Consider the following 15,476-nt stretch of genomic DNA (forward strand, 5'->3'; position numbering starts at 1 on the left):
ACGTGGAACGGTGTACGCCCCTCACACCGACGGCGGCGGGAGGGGCGTACCGGAAGGGGAGTACGGACGGTCAGGCGCCGGCCGGTTCGCCGGGTGGCCGCTCTTCCGGTGCCGGGGCGGCCGGCGAGGACGGTGGCGAGGCGGAAGGGCTGTCGGTGGCCCCTTCTCCATCGGCCGCACCCTCGACGCCGGGTTCCGCTCCGGCCCCGGTCTCGCTGTCGGCCTGGGCCCGGACCTGGGCCACGGCTTCCACGCCGGCTTCGGCTTCGGCTTCGTCCGGAGCGCCGACGGCTGTACGCTCCGCCGTCGCCCGTTCCTCCGCCGCGGCCTTGATGGCCCGCCACGCGGACTCCGCCGCCTGCTGCTCCGCCTCCTTCTTGCTGCGGCCGGTGCCGGTGCCGTACGAGACACCACCGACGCGGGCGGCAGCAGTGAAGGTCTTCTCGTGATCGGGACCCGTTTCCGTGACGAGATACTCGGGGACCCCGAGACTCTCCGCCGCGGTCAGCTCCTGGAGACTGGTCTTCCAGTCCAGGCCGGCCCCGAGGTTGGAGGACTTCTCGATCAGCGGGTCGAAGAGCCGGTGCACCAGCTCCGACGCCGCGCCGAGGCCCTGGTCGAGATAGACCGCGCCGATCACCGCTTCAAGGGTGTCGGCGAGGATGGACGCCTTGTCCCGGCCACCCGTGCCCTCTTCACCCCGGCCGAGCCGGATGAAGGAGCCGAGTTCGAGGCCGCGGCCCACTTCCGCCAGTGCGCGCGAGTTGACCACCGCGGCCCGCAATTTGGCCAGTTGGCCTTCGGGCAGATCGGGGTGGGTGCGGTACAGCGTGTCCGTGACCACCAGACCGAGCACCGAATCCCCGAGGAATTCGAGCCGCTCGTTGGTCGGCAGACCGCCGTTCTCGTACGCGTACGAACGATGGGTCAGCGCACGCACCAGAAGGGCGGTCTCGAGCTGATACCCGAGCCGCCCTTCCAGAAGCGTGTGGGACGAGGCCGAACTGCCATTGTCTGGTTGCTTCTTGTCAGGGGACAGTTCAGACATCGAGCCTCTCACCAGCCGCTCAGACCTCGAGGACCTGGCGCTTGTTATAGGTGCCGCAGCTCGGGCACGCGATGTGCTGGAGCTTCGGCTCCTGGCAGCGCTCGCACGCAACCAGGGTGGGGACCGCAGCCTTCCACTGCGACCGGCGGTGGCGCGTGTTGCTGCGCGACATCTTCCGCTTCGGAACAGCCACGGCTACTTCTCCTGCTTCTCGTCGACGCCCGCTTCGGCGCCGCCCATGTTGTCCTTCTCGCCGTCCTTGACGGTCTCGGCGAGTCCCTGCAGTGCCGCCCAACGGATGTCGACGGCGTCATGGTGGTGGCCCGGGTCCCCGTCCAGCCTGATCCCGCATTCGGCACACAGACCGGCGCAGCTCTCCCGGCACACCGGCTGCATCGGCAGTGCGAGCACCACCGCGTCACGCAGCACGGGTTCGAGGTCGAAGAGTCCGTCCTCGATGAAGAGCCTGTCCTCGTCGTCCTCGTCGGCGTCCGGCTCCGCGCGGAGGCGGCCCCGGTCGTCGGCGTCGTGGTACGAGAACAGCTCCTGGAAGTCCGCTGTCACCTCTTGGCGCAACGGCTCCAGACACCTTACGCACTCCCCCTCGGCCACGGCACGGGAGGTGCCTGTGACGAGCACCCCTTCCATGACCGATTCGAGACGGAGCTCCAGCTCCACCGGAGCGCCCTCGGGCGCTCCGATCACCCCCGCGATACCGAAGTCCTTGGGGGCGGGCACCGGGCGGGTCAGCCTCTGGAGCGCACCAGGGCGCCTCCCCAGTTCGTGCGTGTCGAACACGAGGGGGTTGCGGTGGTCGAGACGCGCGTTCAGGGCTTTCCCGCTTTCGGATCGTGTGGGGGCCGCTACCGTCGCGGAAGCGAACCGGGCAGCCGGGCCCGCAGACATACGCGCATACACGCGGCCGAAGAGCCAGGGTACTGGACCGGCAGCGATAGGCCCAATCCGGTCCGTCCCGGCCTGTCCGGCCCGTCCGTCCGCCCGGATCCCGCGGTCCGCCGGGGTCAGCGTCCCTGTTCGTAGCGGCGCAGCTGATCCATGTCGATCATGCTGGTGTCGAAGAGGCTGGTCTCTTCGAGGGCGCTCTGCTGCTCGGGGGACGCCGGCAGCGCGGGCAGCGCCGGGAGCTGGGCCTGGGGCGCGGGCGGCTGCTGCCAGCCGTAGTTCGGGTCGTACCCCTGGTTCTGCCCCTGGCCGTAGTCCTGCTGCTGGTACGCGTAGGGGTCCTGCTGATAGGCGTACGCGTCCTGCTGCTGGTAGCCGCCGTAACCGCCGTCGGCGGCGTACGCGGGGTCCTGGTAGCCGGTCCCGGGGTACGCGTCGGCGGGCTGGGTGTAGGCGGGCGCGGGGACGGGGCTGGGAACGGGTGCGGGATCGGCGTACGGCCGCTGGGCCGGTACGGGCGGCTCCACGGGGGCCCGGGGTGTCTCCGCGAGGTCCGCCAGATAGTCCGCGTCGCTGCTGCGCCCCTGCGGTCCCGCCGCGTCCTGGGCCGCCATGTGCGCCCCGAGATCGTCCGAGGCGATACGGCCGTGGAGCTTCTGCCGGCCGCGTCCGACGGCTTCGAGGGTCTTGGACAGTACGGCCTCGAAGGCGCCGAGCTTGGCGTCCACATAGTCGTCGGCACGCCTGATCAGGGTGTCGGGATCGGCGCTGTACTCGGGGGCGTCGTCGGTGTCGTCCCCCTCACCGGCGCCGTATCCGTGGTCGTCGGCGCCGGGTCCGCGGCCGAGCAGCTTCTCCCTGCCGCGGTCGACGGAGCCGATGGTCTTGGTGAGGACGACCTCGAAATTGGCGAGCTTGGAGTCGACGTAGTCGTCCGCCTCGGCGCGGATCTCCTCGGCCTCCCTGCGGGCCTCGTCGAGGATACGGGCGGCCTCGTCCTGGGACTGGCGGGCGACCGCGGTGTCGGAGATCAGCGTGGTGCGCTGGGCATGGGCCGTCGCGATGATGCGCTCGGCCTCCTGCCGGGCCTGCTCGGCGAGCTGTTCATGGCCGCCGAGCAGTTCCCGGGCCTGTGCCAGCGAGCCGGGAAGCGCTTCCCGTACCTCTTCGAGCATCGCGAGCAGCTCGGCGCGGTTCACCACGCAGGACGCCGACATGGGCATGGAGCGGGCACTGCCCACCGTGTCGACGATCTCGTCGAGCTTCTTCTGCACGTCCACCGGTGCTCGCCACTCTCTCAGACTGGTTGGAAGACGGACGCAACGACTGTAAGGCCACCGCGAGCCGGTCCGACACCGGATGACGGGCAGTCGGTGCGTCAGCTCTTGCCGAGGCGTTCCATCAGGGCCGTGTGGACGGCCGGAGGCAGCAGGTGGGAGACGTCTCCGCCCCAGGTCGCGACCTCTTTGACCAGGGAGGACGAGAGAAAGCTGTAGGTGGGGTTGGTGGGGACGAACAGGGTCTCGACGCCCGAGAGGCCGTTGTTCATCTGGGCCATCTGCAACTCGTAGTCGAAGTCGCTCACGGCCCGCAGGCCCTTCACGATGGCGGGGATGTCGCGCTGCTTGCAGAAGTCGACGAGCAGACCGTGGAAGGACTCGACCTCGACATTGCCGAACTCGGCGGTGACCTCACGGATCAGCGCGATCCGCTCCTCGATGGCGAACAGCCCTTTTTTGGACTGATTGATCATTACCGCGACATGTACGACGTCGTACAGTTTGGAGGCTCGGGCGATGATGTCGAGATGTCCATTGGTGATGGGGTCGAAGGACCCCGGACAGACGGCGCGGCGCAACTGAACTCCCTCGCTCTCCGGTCCGGTCATGGTGTGTCTTCGCACGTAGAGGCGGCGCGACCGTACCAAAGCGTTCCCTCGCCGTAGCGACGGGACCGCAGTGGCGCGAAACCCTCCGGCCAGCCGAACTCCCCACCCCGGGTGCTGCGTTCCACGGTGGCGACGGCATCGCCGCTGAGCCAGCCATTGGCCCGGAGTGTGAGCAGAATCTCCCGAAGATCGTCATCCGTGACGGCGTAGGGGGGATCGAGAAACACCAGGTCGTACGGCGTGTCGGGGGCCGGTCCCAGCACGATCTGCTCGGCCTTGCCCAGCCGGACCTCCGCGCCGGGCAGACCGAGCGCCGCCACATTCTCGCGGACGGTACGGACGGCGCGGCTGTCGGCCTCGACCAGCAGGGCGTGCGCGGCGCCGCGCGAGAGCGCCTCCAGGCCGACGGCGCCGGAGCCGGCGTACAGATCGGCGATGCGGATGCCGTCGAGGGTGCCGAGGAGCGACTGCCAGCTGGAGAAGAGGCCTTCACGCGCACGGTCGGAGGTGGGGCGGGTGCCGTGGCCGGGCGGGACGGCGAGGCGGCGTCCGCCGGCGGCACCGGCGATCACGCGGGTCATGGGTGTCGGGTCCTCGGGTCGTGGGCGGGCGGTTCCGGGGAGGCACGGAAGTACGGAGTGCGGAGGTCCTCGGGGCCGGGGTGGTGCGGAGGGGCGGCTCCGCACCCACGATATGGCGTACGCCCCGGACGGGCCCGGCCGGTGCCCCCCGGCCCGGCGCTCGTCGGCCGTCGTCGGCCCTCGCCGTCGCCCGTCAGCCCTCGTCCGTCCTCGTCAGCCCTTGTCGAGGTACTGCTCGCGTTCGGTGTCCAGCAGCGCGTCCAGCGCCGTACGCAGCTCGGGCGAGCCCGTCAGCTCCGGGTCCCGGGCGACCACCGCGACGGCCTCCTCGCGCGCCGCCGCGATGACCTCCTCGTCCTCGATGACCGCGAGCATCCGCAGCGAGGAGCGCGCCCCGGACTGGGCCTGGCCGAGGACATCGCCCTCACGGCGCTGTTCGAGGTCGATACGGGACAGCTCGAAGCCGTCGAGGGTGGCGGCGACCGCGCCGAGCCTGGCCCTGGCGGGGCTCGCCTCCGGCATGTCGGTCACCAGCAGACAGAGACCGGGCGCCGAGCCGCGGCCGACCCGTCCGCGGAGCTGATGGAGCTGGGAGACACCGAACCGGTCCGCGTCCATGATCACCATCGCGGTGGCATTGGGCACGTTCACCCCGACCTCGATGACCGTGGTCGCGACCAGCACATCCACCTCGCCCGCGGCGAAGCGGCGCATCACGGCGTCCTTGTCGTCCGGCTGCATCCGCCCGTGCAGGACCTCGATACGCAGCCCGGCCAGCGGCCCCCGGGTGAGCTGCTCGGCGACCTCGACCACGGCCAGCGGCGGCCGCTTCTCCGCGTCGTCGGCGTCCTTCCCCGGAGCGGACTTCTGCTTGCCCTTCCCGCTCTTCCCGGCATCGTCGTCGTCATCGCCGATCCGCGGACAGACGACATACGCCTGATGGCCCTTGCCGACCTCCTCGCGCACCCGCTCCCAGGCGCGGGCGAGGAAATGCGGCTTGTCCTGGGCCGGTACGACATGGCTGGCGATCGGCGACCGCCCGGCCGGGAGCTGGTCCAGGACGGAGGTCTCCAGATCACCGAAGACGGTCATCGCGACCGTGCGGGGAATGGGTGTGGCCGTCATGACCAGCAGATGCGGCGGCTGCTTGCCCTTGGAGCGGAGCGCGTCGCGCTGCTCCACCCCGAAGCGGTGCTGCTCGTCCACGACGACCAGACCGAGATCGTGGAAGCGCACCTTGTCCTCGATCAGGGCATGCGTACCGATCACGATCCCGGCCTCGCCGGTGACCAGGTCGAGCAGCGCCTGACGGCGCGCGGCGGCGCCCATGGAGCCGGTGAGCAGCACGACCTTGGTGCCGTGCTCGGCGCCGCCCAGCATCCCGCCCTGGGCGAGCTCACCCATCATCTCGGTGACCGAGCGGTGGTGCTGCTGGGCGAGCACCTCGGTGGGCGCCAGCATGGCGGCCTGCCCGCCCGCGTCGACGACCGTGAGCATCGCCCGCAGCGCGACCAGTGTCTTGCCCGAGCCGACCTCTCCCTGGAGCAGCCGGTGCATGGGGTGTTCGGTGGCGAGATCCGCGAAGATCTCGGCGGTGACCTTCCGCTGGCCGTCGGTGAGGGTGAAGGGCAGCTTCGCGTCGAAGGCGTCGAGCACACCGTCCGCCACGGGCTCGCGCGCCACGGCGGGCAGTTGCGCGTCGGCGTGCCGCCGCCGGGCGAGGGCGACCTGGAGGACGAAGGCCTCGTCCCACTTCAGCCGCTGCCGGGCGTCCTCGATGTCCGCCTTGGTCTCGGGCCGGTGGACCTTGTACAGCGCCTCGGGCAGCGGGACGAAGCCACGGCCCTCCCGCAGCGCGGGCGGCAGCGGATCGGCGGCCTCCACGGCCCTCGGCAGCACCGCGTCGACCGCTTTGGTGATCTTCCAGGACTCCAGACCCTTGCAGGCCGGATAGATGGGGATCAGCTTGCCCGCGAACCCGTCCACGGCGCTCGCCGTGTCCTCCACGGACTCCCCGCCCTCCCCGCCCTCCCTGCCCAGCGGCACATAGGTGGGGTGCGCGAGCTGGAGCTTGCGGTTGAAGACGGACACCTTGCCGGCGAACATCCCGCGGCTGCCCGGCGGCAGTTCCTTGTGCGGCTTGTGGATGCCCCTGCCGAAGAAGACCAGTTGGAGCCGGCCGCTGCCGTCGGTGAGGGTGATCTCCAGACGCTGGCCCCTGCCGTGGTTGAACGTCAGGATCCGGGAGTCGGCGACCTGGGCGACGACCGTGACGTCCTCGTCCAGCGGCAGATCGGCGAGCGTGGTGAGCTGCCCCCGCTCCTCGTACCGCCGGGGGTAGTGGTGCAGGAGATCACCGACCGTGTGCAGGTCGAGCTGTTCGGCCATCACCTTCGCGGTGGCGGGGCCGAGCGTCTTCTTGAGGGGTTCATCCAGCGCGGACACGCGATCCATTGCACACCAAACCACTGACAGACGTCGCGCACCCCGGCGTTCGCGCAGGTCGTGGCCGTGCCGAGGGCGCCGCTACTCCACCCCCACCAGCAGCGGCGCGGACTGCCTGCCGCCCCGGTAGACCACCGTGTCGACGGCGAGGTGTCCGTCCCGTACGTATCTCTCCAGGCGGTCGGCGAGGGTGCCGGGCACATCCTCGCCGAGCACCAGGGTCACCAGTTCGCCGCCGGCCGCCAGCATCCGGGAGAGCACCGCCTCGGCCGTCGCGGCGAGATCGGCGCCGATCACCGCCACATCCCCGTCGATCAGCCCGAGAACGTCGCCGGCCTGGCAGATCCCGGCCATGGTCCAGGACTGCCGCTCGGCGACGGCCAGTTCGGCGTAGCGGGTGGCGCCGGCCGCCGTGGTCATCGCGACCACGTCCTCGTCGAAACGGCGGTCGGGCTGGTGGACGGCGAGCGCGGCGAGGCCCTGCACGGCGGCCCGGGTCGGGATCAGGGCGACCCGTACCCCTTCGGTACGCGCCTGTTCCGCGGCGGCGGCGGCGGTGTGGCGCAGCTCCGAGTCGTTCGGCAGCAGCACCACCTCACGGGCGTGCGCCCGCCGGATCGCCTCGACCAGCTCACCGCTGGCGGGCGGCTCCCCGGGGCGCGCGAGCACGGTCGTCGCGCCGGCCTCGGCGCACAGTCCCGCGAGCCCTTCGCCGGGCACCACCGCGACGACGGCCCGCTGGATCCGCTCGGGCGGCTCCTCGGCGGCGCCGAAGTGGCTGATACGGATCCGGTACGGACGTCCCGCCTCGACCCCGGCCTCGACGGCGGCGCCCGCGTCGTCGACATGTACGTGGACGTTCCACAGCCCGTCGCCCCCGACGACGACCAGGGAGTCTCCCAGCCGGTCGAGCCGCTTCCGCAGCCGGGCCACGGCGGTGTCGTCCGCCTCCAGCAGATAGATCACCTCGAAGGCGGGCCCGTCCTCGACGGCGCAGGACCCGGCCGGGGCGGCCGAGGCGGACGGTGCGTGCGCCGCTGGTGCCGCGTGCGCCGCGGGCTCCTCGTATCGGCGGGGGCGCACCGGGTAGGCGGCCGGAGCCACGCCCGTGAGGGACTGCGCGAGGGCGCCGAGGACCGCCAGCAGTCCGCGCCCGCCGGCGTCCACGACCCCCGCCCTGCCCAGTACGGCGAGCTGGTCCGGGGTCGCGTCGAGCGCGGCGCGCGCTCCGGCGTACGCGGCTCGTACGGTGGCCGCGCGGTCGTCGGCCGCGCCGTCGGCCGCGGCTCGTTCCGCCGCGTCCGCCGCTGCGGACGCCACGCTGAGGATGGTGCCCTCGACGGGGTGGGCGACGGCCTCCCTGGCCAGCGCGGCGGCCCGCCGCAGCGCCGGTGCGAGCCGGTTCCCGCCGCCGTCGCCGCCCTTCTCCCCGCCGCCCTTCCCGCCGTCACGCGTCCCGCCGCCGGGCGCCGGGGCGGCCAGCACCTCGGCCATCCCGCGCAGCAGCTGCGCCAGGATCGTGCCCGAGTTCCCCCGGGCGCCGAGCAGCGCGCCATGCGCCATGGCCCGTACCGCGTCGGCCGGGCCGGGCTCGGACGTACCGGTCTCATGCGCGGCGAAGACCGCCTCGACCGCCTGCGCCGCGGACTCCACGGTCAGATAGAGATTGGTACCGGTGTCACCGTCCGCGACCGGATAGACATTGATCGCGTCGATCTCCTCACGCTCGCGGCCGAGGGCCTCCAGCGCCAGTGAGCACCAGTTCCGCACCTCTGCGGCGTCGAGGGTCTGCGGCACCTGATGCTCCTCCTTGAGCGGCCTGGAAGCGGGCTGCACGCAGGGTAGCCCGCGTGCCACGGGCGGGCGGCGCGGCAGCCGTGGGACGGCCGTGGGGCCGGGGCCGGGCGGAGGCCGGTCCCGCTCATGGTAGTTTCGTTGTACCGAGGCAGGCGTTGTATGCTGCTGCGGTTGCCCGATGAGAGTCGGGCCATTCCCCCGGCAACGCCACATCAGTCACTGATTCCGGCACGCCGGATATCTCTGTACGTGCATCTGAAGTCTTTGGAGTGACCCGTGGCTGCCAACTGCGACGTCTGCGGCAAGGGGCCGGGCTTCGGCAACAACATTTCGCACTCGCACCGCCGTACGTCCCGTCGCTGGAACCCGAACATCCAGCGCGTGCGTGCAGTGGTCGGTCGGACGCCGAAGCGGCTCAACGTCTGCACCTCGTGCATCAAGGCCGGCAAGGTCTCGCGCTGACGCCTGCGTCGTAGCGCAGCCCCTGCGGTTGCCTTGAAAGCCGGTCCACCTCGGTGGACCGGCTTTTGCCGTCCCTGCCGCCGCCCGTACCGGGGACATCATCCCCCGGTAAGCCCGGCCGGTCCGGTCGGCCCGGTCAGCGTCCGGCGGAAGCGCCAGGCGTGGTCCACCGGACCGATGCCCGCGCCCAGCGGGAAGCCGTGCCCGATCGCACCCGTCACATACTCCTTGGCCGCCACGACGGCCTCCACCACGCCCTGCCCGCCCGCGAGCCCCGCGGCGATCGCCGAGGCGAGGGTGCAGCCCGTCCCATGGGTATGACGGTTGTCCTGGCGCGGTGCCCGCAGCCAGTGCTCCTCGCGGCCGTCGGTCAGCAGATCCACCGCGTCACCCGGCAGATGTCCGCCCTTGATCAGCGCCCAACTGGGCCCGAAGGCGAGAACGGCGTCGGCCGCGCGCCGCAGACCCGTCTCGTCCTCCACCCGTACGCCGGTGAGCTGGGCCACCTCGTCCAGATTGGGGGTGGCGACGGTCGCCACCGGCAGCAGCCGGTTCCGTACGCCGTCCAGCGCGGAGGCGGCCAGCAGCGGATCACCGTGCTTGGAGACCCCGACCGGGTCGACCACCACGGGGGCGTCGGTGTCCGCGAGCAGCCCGGCGACGGCCTCGACCAGTCCGGCGGAGGAGAGCATGCCGGTCTTCACGGCCCGCACACCGATGTCGTCGACCACCGCGCGGTACTGGGCCCGTACCGCCTCGACGGGCAGTTCCCAGGTACCCCGCACACCCAGCGAGTTCTGCGCGGTGACGGCGGTGATCACACTCATACCGTGGACACCGAACGCCAGCATGGTCTTCAGATCCGCCTGGACACCGGCCCCGCCGCCGGAGTCGGATCCGGCGACGGTCAGCACACGGGGAGGCACGGGCGCGGGCGGGGACACGGGCCGGGATTCGGATATCGCCATGACCCGAATCTACTGGTGGGACCCGGATCCGCCGGAGGGCGCCTCTACTGGTGATCCTCGATGTCGCCGAAGTGGTCCCAGCCGCCCTTGCTGGTCCAGGGCGCCCCGTCGACCGTCACCTGGGGAAGCGCCGAGAGGCCGAGGACCTCGCCGATCACCTTCCAGCGGGCCGGCAGCTTCGTGTCGGGCGGGAAGGTGGCGACGATCGCGTGGTCCTCGCCCCCGGTCAGCACCCACTGGAGCGGATCGATCCCGACCGCCTGGCCGATGTCGTTCATCTGCGAGGGGATGTCGATCAGTCCGGAGCGCAGATCGATACGGACCTTGCTGGCGTCCGCGATATGTCCGAGGTCGGCGACGAGTCCGTCACTGACGTCGGTCATGGCGGTGGCGCCGAGCCCGGCCGCCGCGGGGCCCGCGTGATACGGCGGCTCCGGCCTGCGGTGTGCCTCGACGAAGGCGCGCGGTGAGCGGAAACCCCGGGAGAGCACCGCGTGTCCGGCCGCCGACCAGCCCAACCAGCCGGTGTAGGCGACGACATCGCCGGGCCGGGCGCCGGATCTGGTCACGGGCTCGTGGTTGCGCAGATCACCGAGGGCGGTGATGGCGATGGTGATGGTGTCACCGCGTACGACATCGCCGCCGACCACGGCCGCGCCCGCGACCTGGCACTCGTCACGGATACCGTCCATCAGCTCGGTGGGCCAGGTGACCGGGAGTTCGGCCGGGACGACCAGACCGAGCAGCAGCGCGGTGGGGACCGCGCCCATCGCCGCGATGTCGGCGAGGTTCTGCGCGGCGGCCTTACGGCCCACGTCGTACGCCGTCGACCAGTCACGGCGGAAGTGCCGCCCCTCCAGCAGCAGGTCCGTACTCGCCACCACCCTGCGGTCGGGCGCGGCCACGACCGCGGCGTCGTCGCCCGGCCCGAGCCGGACCGCCGGGGTGGTGGTGAGCCGGGACGTGAGCTCTCTGATGAGTCCGAACTCCCCCAACTCGCCCACGGTTCCCTTCACCGGGACTCCCCTCTCGTCGTCGGGCCGCGTCTGCGCTCGCGGTCCCTCACTGCTGTCCGTAGCGTCATGAGATACGTCAACTTCTGTCTGCCACGCGCCACCCCCCCGCGCGCCGCCGGACACCCAGGTCTCCCCGTGGCCCGCGACGACGCGATACCGTGGCGTCTCTTCTCCCCACATGATCCTCGTGGCCGCCCTGGAGGTTCCGTGGTACAGGCGTACATCCTTATTCAGACCGAGGTGGGCAAGGCGACGACCGTCGCCGAGACCATCGCCAAGATTCCGGGAGTGACCCAGGCCGAGGACGTCACCGGTCCCTACGATGTGATCGTGCGCGCTCAGGCGGACACCGTCGATGAGCTGGGCCGCATGGTGGTGGCCAAGATCCAGCAAGTGGACGGCATCACCCGCACCCTGACCTGCCCGGTCGTGCATCTCTAGGGCCTCTCGTTTGGGTCTGGCTGGGCTCGCGTGCCCTGGCACCGCGCCTCGCCGCGTTGTCGTCGGTCGCCTACGCTCCGCGTGGACTCCCTCCTCCGCCTTGCGATCCACGGCACCAGACCGAAGTCCCTGATCCAGCCTGATCCAAACGAAAGGCCCTGGCCCCCGTTTACCCTTGGCCGGTGACACGTTCCCGCCGCAGGCTATCCGGCCGTCTGCTCGCCCGCGCGTCCGCCGTCGTCCTGTTGTCGGCAGCGGCGGGCTGTTCCGCCACGAACGCGTCGGTGTCGGTCGCGGTCCCCACCCCGTCCCCGGGAGAGACCGTGCTGTGCCGTGCGCTGCACAAGGAGCTGCCGGAGAGCATCGGTGACCTCGACAGGAACGATCCCGAGCCGCGTTCCGAACTGACCGCCGGGTGGGGGGACGCCGCGATCGTACTGCGCTGCGGCGTCCCCCGGCCCGATGGGATGAGTGATCCCCAGGCGAAGGCGGTGGAGGCGGACGGCGTCAACTGGATGCTGGAGGAACGCGACTCGGGACCGCGCTTCACCACCACGTACCGCGACACCTATGTGGAAGTCACCCTGGACGCGCGGTTCGCGCATGACTCCACCCCGCTCGCACGGCTCGCCGCACCGGTCGCGAAGACGATCCCGTCAAGTCTCTAGACGCGTAGATCCTGTCTCCCGCCGTCCGCCCACTGGACGGACGGCGGGAGACAGGATCCGGAACCGGTCGTAACGGAGCGGCGCGCGGAGACGGGGCTCAGCGCAGACCCGTCGGACGGCGCAGCGCCGCCTGGATCAGCCGGTCGATCAGCTCCGGGTAGCCCACACCGCTCTCCTGCCACATCCGCGGGTACATGGAGATCGGGGTGAAGCCGGGCATCGTGTTGATCTCGTTGATGACGAACTCGCCGTCCTCGGTGAGGAAGAAGTCCGCGCGGACCAGCCCCTCGCAGGACGCGGCCTCGAACGCCTCTACCGCGAGCCGCCGCACCTCGGCCGTCTGCTCCTCGGTGAGCGGCGCGGGCACCAGTCCGGTGGCCGAGTCGATGTACTTGGCCTCGAAGTCGTAGAAGTCGTGCGCCGTGACCGGCGGGATCTCGGCGGGCACGCTGGCCCGCGGCCCGTCCTCGAACTCCAGCACCCCGCACTCGATCTCGCGCCCGCGCAGCAGCGACTCGACCAGGATCTTGGGGTCGTGGCGCCGCGCCTCGGCGATCGCCTCGTCGAGACCCGAGGGGCCGTCGACCTTGGTGATGCCCATGGAGGAGCCGGCGCGGGCGGGCTTCACGAAGAGCGGCCAGCCGTGCTCGGCGGCGAAGTCCACGATCTTCGCGCGGGCGGCGGCGCCCTTGGCGGCGGTTCCGTCACCGGAGACCTGCTCGCCGGAGACCCGCTCGCCGGAGACCTGCTCCCATTCGCGGGGCCTGATCACCAGATACGGGCCGACGGGCAGCCCGAACGAGGTGAACACCCGCTTCATGTACTCCTTGTCCTGTCCGACGGCCGAGGCGAGCACACCCGCGCCGACATACGGCACACCGGAGAGTTCCAGCAGACCCTGGAGAGTGCCGTCCTCACCGTAGGGACCGTGCAGTACGGGGAAGACGACATCGACCTCGCCCAGCGCCTTGGGCACGGAGCCCGGCTCGCTGTAGACGACCTCGCGGTTGCCCGGGTCGACGGAGAGGACGACACCGCCGTCCGTGGATTCGGCGATCTGGTCGACGCTCGGCAGCGCCCGGTCGGCGATGGACATCCGCTCGGGGTCGTCGGCGGTCAGCGCCCAGCGCCCGTCGGTGGTGATACCGATGGGCAGGACGTCGTACTTCGTACGGTCGATGGACCGCAGTACGGCTCCGGCCGTGACCACCGAAATGGCGTGCTCGGAGCTACGGCCGCCGAAGACGACGGCCACGCGCGGCTTACGGAGCTGCTGCTCAGGGCTCTGGGAGGAGTTCTCGCTGCTCATATCGCGATGAGCGTACCTGTTGGTAGCGCCCGAGTCAGCGTGGGCCGCGGCCGAGTCAGAGCCGCTCGGGCTTGGCGCTGCGCGACATCAGCTCCTTCAGCGCGACAAGCGGCGGTTTCCCGTTGTGGACGATGTCCACGACCGTTTCCGTGAGCGGCATGTCGACGGCGTGGCGCCGGGCCAGATCGAGCACGGACTCGCAGGACTTGACGCCCTCCGCGGTCTGCTTGGTGACCGCGATGGTCTCCTGGAGGGTCATCCCCCGGCCGAGATTGGTGCCGAAGGTGTGGTTGCGGGAGAGCGGCGAGGAGCAGGTGGCGATCAGATCGCCCATGCCGGCCAGACCGGAGAAGGTGTGCGGGTCGGCGCCCATGGCGAGGCCGAGCCGGGTGGTCTCGGCGAGCCCCCGGGTCATCAGGGAGGCCTTGGTGTTGTCGCCGAGGCCCATGCCGTCGGCGATCCCGACGGCGAGCCCGATCACGTTCTTGACCGCTCCGCCGAGTTCGCAGCCGACGACATCGGTGTTGGTGTACGGGCGGAAGTACGAGGTGTGGCAGGCGGCCTGGAGCCGCTGGGCGACGCTCTCGTCCTGGCAGGCGACAACGGCCGCGGCCGGCATGCGGCCGGCGATCTCCTTGGCGAGATTGGGGCCCGTGACCACCGCGACCCGCTCGGCGGGCGCCTTGGCGACCTCTTCGATCACCTCGCTCATCCGCTTCGCCGTGCCGAGTTCGACTCCCTTCATCAGGGAGACGAGCACGGTGTCCGAGGGCAGGACGGGCGCCCACACGGCGAGATTTCCGCGCAGTGTCTGCGAGGGCACGGTGAGTACGGTGAAGTCGGCGCCGTCGGCGGCCTCCGCGGGGTCGGTCGTCGCCCGTACCCCCGCGGGGAGTTCGAAGCCCGGCAGATAGTCGGGGTTGGTCCGGGTGGTGTTGATCGCGTCCACGACTTCACGGCGGCGGCCCCAGAGCGTCACCTCGCATCCCGCGTCGGCGAGGATCATGGCGAACGCCGTACCCCATGAACCCGCTGCGAAGACCGCGACCCGCGTCACTTGGACCCCTCTTCCGCGGCCTTGCGCCGCTGTTCCGCCCTCACCCTGCGATGGTCGTACAGGGCCGTGGGCACCGGCTCTCCGCGTACCTCGGAGAGCAGTTCCGTGATGGCGGCCATGATGACCTCGGTCGCCTCACGGAGCAGTTCAGGGGTGGGCTCCTGGCCCTCGAACCGGGAGAGATCCACCGGCGGTCCGGCCAGCACCTTCAGCGTCTTGCGCGGAAAGAGCCGGAGGCGGTTCTCCTTGGCGTACGGCGGCATCGCCAGATTGGCGCCCCACTGGGCGACGGGGATGACGGGAGCCTTGGTGAGCAGCGCGACGCGGGCGGCACCGGTCTTGCCGGTCATCGGCCACATGTCGGGATCACGGGTGAGGGTGCCCTCGGGGTAGAAGGCCACGCATTCGCCGCGCTCGATGGCGGCGACGGCGGCCCGGAAGGCGTTCATCGCGTCGGTCGTCTCGCGGTAGACGGGAATCTGTCCGGTGCCGCGGAGCATCATGCCGACAAAGGAGCCCTGGAAGAGGCCCGCCTTGGCCAGGAATCGTGGGACGCGTCCGGTGTTGTACTGGAAGTGCGCGTAGGAGAGGGGGTCCAGATAGGAGTTGTGGTTGACCGCGGTGATGAATCCACCGTCGGCCGGAATGTGCTCCAGGCCCTGCCAGTCCCGCTTGAACAGAACGACCAGCGGCGGTTTTGCGATGACGGCCGCCAGGCGGTACCAGAAGCCGATTCTGCGGCGGGACACTCGGACACCTTCCTTTTCGCGCCTGGCTCTTTGCCCGGCTGCCGGGGGTCAAGTGTCGCCCCGGGCCCCTGCTCTGTCGAGAACACCGTACGCCCCGGTTCCTGGAGCGGCCCTGCGGGTCGTCACGGTGCCGGGCCACAATAG

The 15,476-nt window shown here is 70.9% G+C and carries 16 protein-coding genes; 3 read left to right on the forward strand and 13 right to left on the reverse strand.

The features are described from left to right. Positions 1-70: 70 nt before the first annotated feature. The 8 genes from rnc to OG214_RS11090 form a co-directional block, all read right to left on the reverse strand. Positions 71-1,048: a ribonuclease III gene (rnc, locus tag OG214_RS11055; protein ID WP_405984645.1), complete on the reverse strand. Its 978-nt coding sequence runs from the start codon at positions 1,046-1,048 to the stop codon at positions 71-73. Between the two features lie 19 nt (positions 1,049-1,067). Further along, positions 1,068-1,241 (reverse strand): 50S ribosomal protein L32, encoded by a 174-nt coding sequence (gene rpmF, locus OG214_RS11060; RefSeq protein ID WP_030753522.1) that lies wholly within the window; start codon positions 1,239-1,241, stop codon positions 1,068-1,070. A 2-nt stretch (positions 1,242-1,243) separates the two neighbouring features. Continuing rightward, entirely contained in the window at positions 1,244-1,879 is a 636-nt protein-coding gene (locus OG214_RS11065) for a YceD family protein (RefSeq protein WP_405987473.1), read from the reverse strand. Between the two features lie 191 nt (positions 1,880-2,070). Beyond that, complete coding sequence (locus OG214_RS11070) at positions 2,071-3,231, reverse strand: ATP synthase F0 subunit B (RefSeq protein WP_363081629.1); 1,161 nt, start codon at positions 3,229-3,231, stop codon at positions 2,071-2,073. A 98-nt stretch (positions 3,232-3,329) separates the two neighbouring features. Continuing rightward, complete coding sequence (gene coaD, locus OG214_RS11075) at positions 3,330-3,809, reverse strand: pantetheine-phosphate adenylyltransferase (RefSeq protein WP_363081636.1); 480 nt, start codon at positions 3,807-3,809, stop codon at positions 3,330-3,332. A 26-nt stretch (positions 3,810-3,835) separates the two neighbouring features. Beyond that, on the reverse strand, positions 3,836-4,420 hold the full coding sequence (gene rsmD / locus OG214_RS11080) for a 16S rRNA (guanine(966)-N(2))-methyltransferase RsmD (RefSeq protein WP_365903277.1): 585 nt from the start codon (positions 4,418-4,420) through the stop codon (positions 3,836-3,838). A 213-nt stretch (positions 4,421-4,633) separates the two neighbouring features. Beyond that, the gene (gene recG, locus OG214_RS11085; RefSeq protein ID WP_405984646.1) at positions 4,634-6,874 is read right to left on the reverse strand and encodes an ATP-dependent DNA helicase RecG; all 2,241 of its coding nucleotides are present in this window, start codon (positions 6,872-6,874) and stop codon (positions 4,634-4,636) included. Positions 6,875-6,946: 72 nt separating this feature from the next. Then, positions 6,947-8,662, reverse strand: coding sequence for a DAK2 domain-containing protein (locus tag OG214_RS11090; RefSeq protein ID WP_405984647.1), 1,716 nt, complete (start codon positions 8,660-8,662; stop codon positions 6,947-6,949). Between the two features lie 276 nt (positions 8,663-8,938). Here OG214_RS11090 and rpmB point away from each other — a divergent pair, with 276 nt between their 5' ends. Next, the gene (gene rpmB / locus OG214_RS11095; RefSeq protein ID WP_003957616.1) at positions 8,939-9,124 is read left to right on the forward strand and encodes a 50S ribosomal protein L28; all 186 of its coding nucleotides are present in this window, start codon (positions 8,939-8,941) and stop codon (positions 9,122-9,124) included. A 98-nt stretch (positions 9,125-9,222) separates the two neighbouring features. Here rpmB and thiD read toward each other — a convergent pair whose 3' ends face one another. Together thiD and OG214_RS11105 are read right to left on the reverse strand one after the other, a co-directional pair. After that, a complete protein-coding gene (gene thiD, locus OG214_RS11100) occupies positions 9,223-10,092 on the reverse strand; it encodes a bifunctional hydroxymethylpyrimidine kinase/phosphomethylpyrimidine kinase (RefSeq protein ID WP_405984648.1) in 870 nt (289 codons plus the stop codon). 44 nt (positions 10,093-10,136) lie between these two features. Further along, on the reverse strand, positions 10,137-11,108 hold the full coding sequence (locus tag OG214_RS11105; RefSeq protein ID WP_405984649.1) for a thiamine-phosphate kinase: 972 nt from the start codon (positions 11,106-11,108) through the stop codon (positions 10,137-10,139). 207 nt (positions 11,109-11,315) lie between these two features. Between OG214_RS11105 and OG214_RS11110 the strand changes: the two genes are divergently transcribed. Both OG214_RS11110 and OG214_RS11115 read left to right on the forward strand, forming a co-directional pair. Further along, on the forward strand, positions 11,316-11,549 hold the full coding sequence (locus OG214_RS11110; protein WP_046495896.1) for an Lrp/AsnC family transcriptional regulator: 234 nt from the start codon (positions 11,316-11,318) through the stop codon (positions 11,547-11,549). A gap of 182 nt (positions 11,550-11,731) precedes the next feature. After that, positions 11,732-12,217, forward strand: a complete 486-nt coding sequence (locus OG214_RS11115; protein ID WP_363081635.1) for a DUF3515 domain-containing protein — start codon at positions 11,732-11,734, stop codon at positions 12,215-12,217. A 97-nt stretch (positions 12,218-12,314) separates the two neighbouring features. On the opposite strand, the gene OG214_RS11120 is transcribed toward OG214_RS11115, so the two are convergent. From OG214_RS11120 to OG214_RS11130, 3 genes are read right to left on the reverse strand one after another with little or no spacing between them, the layout of a single operon-like run. Beyond that, positions 12,315-13,526, reverse strand: a complete 1,212-nt coding sequence (locus OG214_RS11120) for a D-alanine--D-alanine ligase family protein (protein ID WP_363084580.1) — start codon at positions 13,524-13,526, stop codon at positions 12,315-12,317. A gap of 55 nt (positions 13,527-13,581) precedes the next feature. Further along, positions 13,582-14,583 carry an NAD(P)H-dependent glycerol-3-phosphate dehydrogenase gene (locus tag OG214_RS11125; RefSeq protein ID WP_363084579.1) on the reverse strand — a complete coding sequence of 334 codons (1,002 nt, stop codon included), beginning with the start codon at positions 14,581-14,583 and terminating at the stop codon, positions 13,582-13,584. Further along, on the reverse strand, positions 14,580-15,332 hold the full coding sequence (locus tag OG214_RS11130; RefSeq protein WP_363084578.1) for a lysophospholipid acyltransferase family protein: 753 nt from the start codon (positions 15,330-15,332) through the stop codon (positions 14,580-14,582). The genes OG214_RS11125 and OG214_RS11130 overlap by 4 nt, the downstream gene beginning before the upstream one ends. Between the last annotated feature and the right edge of the window lie 144 nt (positions 15,333-15,476).

Source organism: Streptomyces sp. NBC_00872 (assembly GCF_045161915.1).
Classification (GTDB): Bacteria; Actinomycetota; Actinomycetes; order Streptomycetales; family Streptomycetaceae; genus Streptomyces.

What these genes read in the sequence shown, in the direction of transcription:
- rnc (WP_405984645.1), bottom strand. Translation starts at nt 1,048, where the DNA reads ATGTCTGAACTGTCCCCTGACAAGAAGCAACCAGACAATGGCAGTTCG.
- rsmD (WP_365903277.1), bottom strand. Translation starts at nt 4,420, where the DNA reads ATGACCCGCGTGATCGCCGGTGCCGCCGGCGGACGCCGCCTCGCCGTC.
- recG (WP_405984646.1), bottom strand. Translation starts at nt 6,874, where the DNA reads ATGGATCGCGTGTCCGCGCTGGATGAACCCCTCAAGAAGACGCTCGGC.
- thiD (WP_405984648.1), bottom strand. Translation starts at nt 10,092, where the DNA reads ATGGCGATATCCGAATCCCGGCCCGTGTCCCCGCCCGCGCCCGTGCCT.
- OG214_RS11120 (WP_363084580.1), bottom strand. Translation starts at nt 13,526, where the DNA reads ATGAGCAGCGAGAACTCCTCCCAGAGCCCTGAGCAGCAGCTCCGTAAG.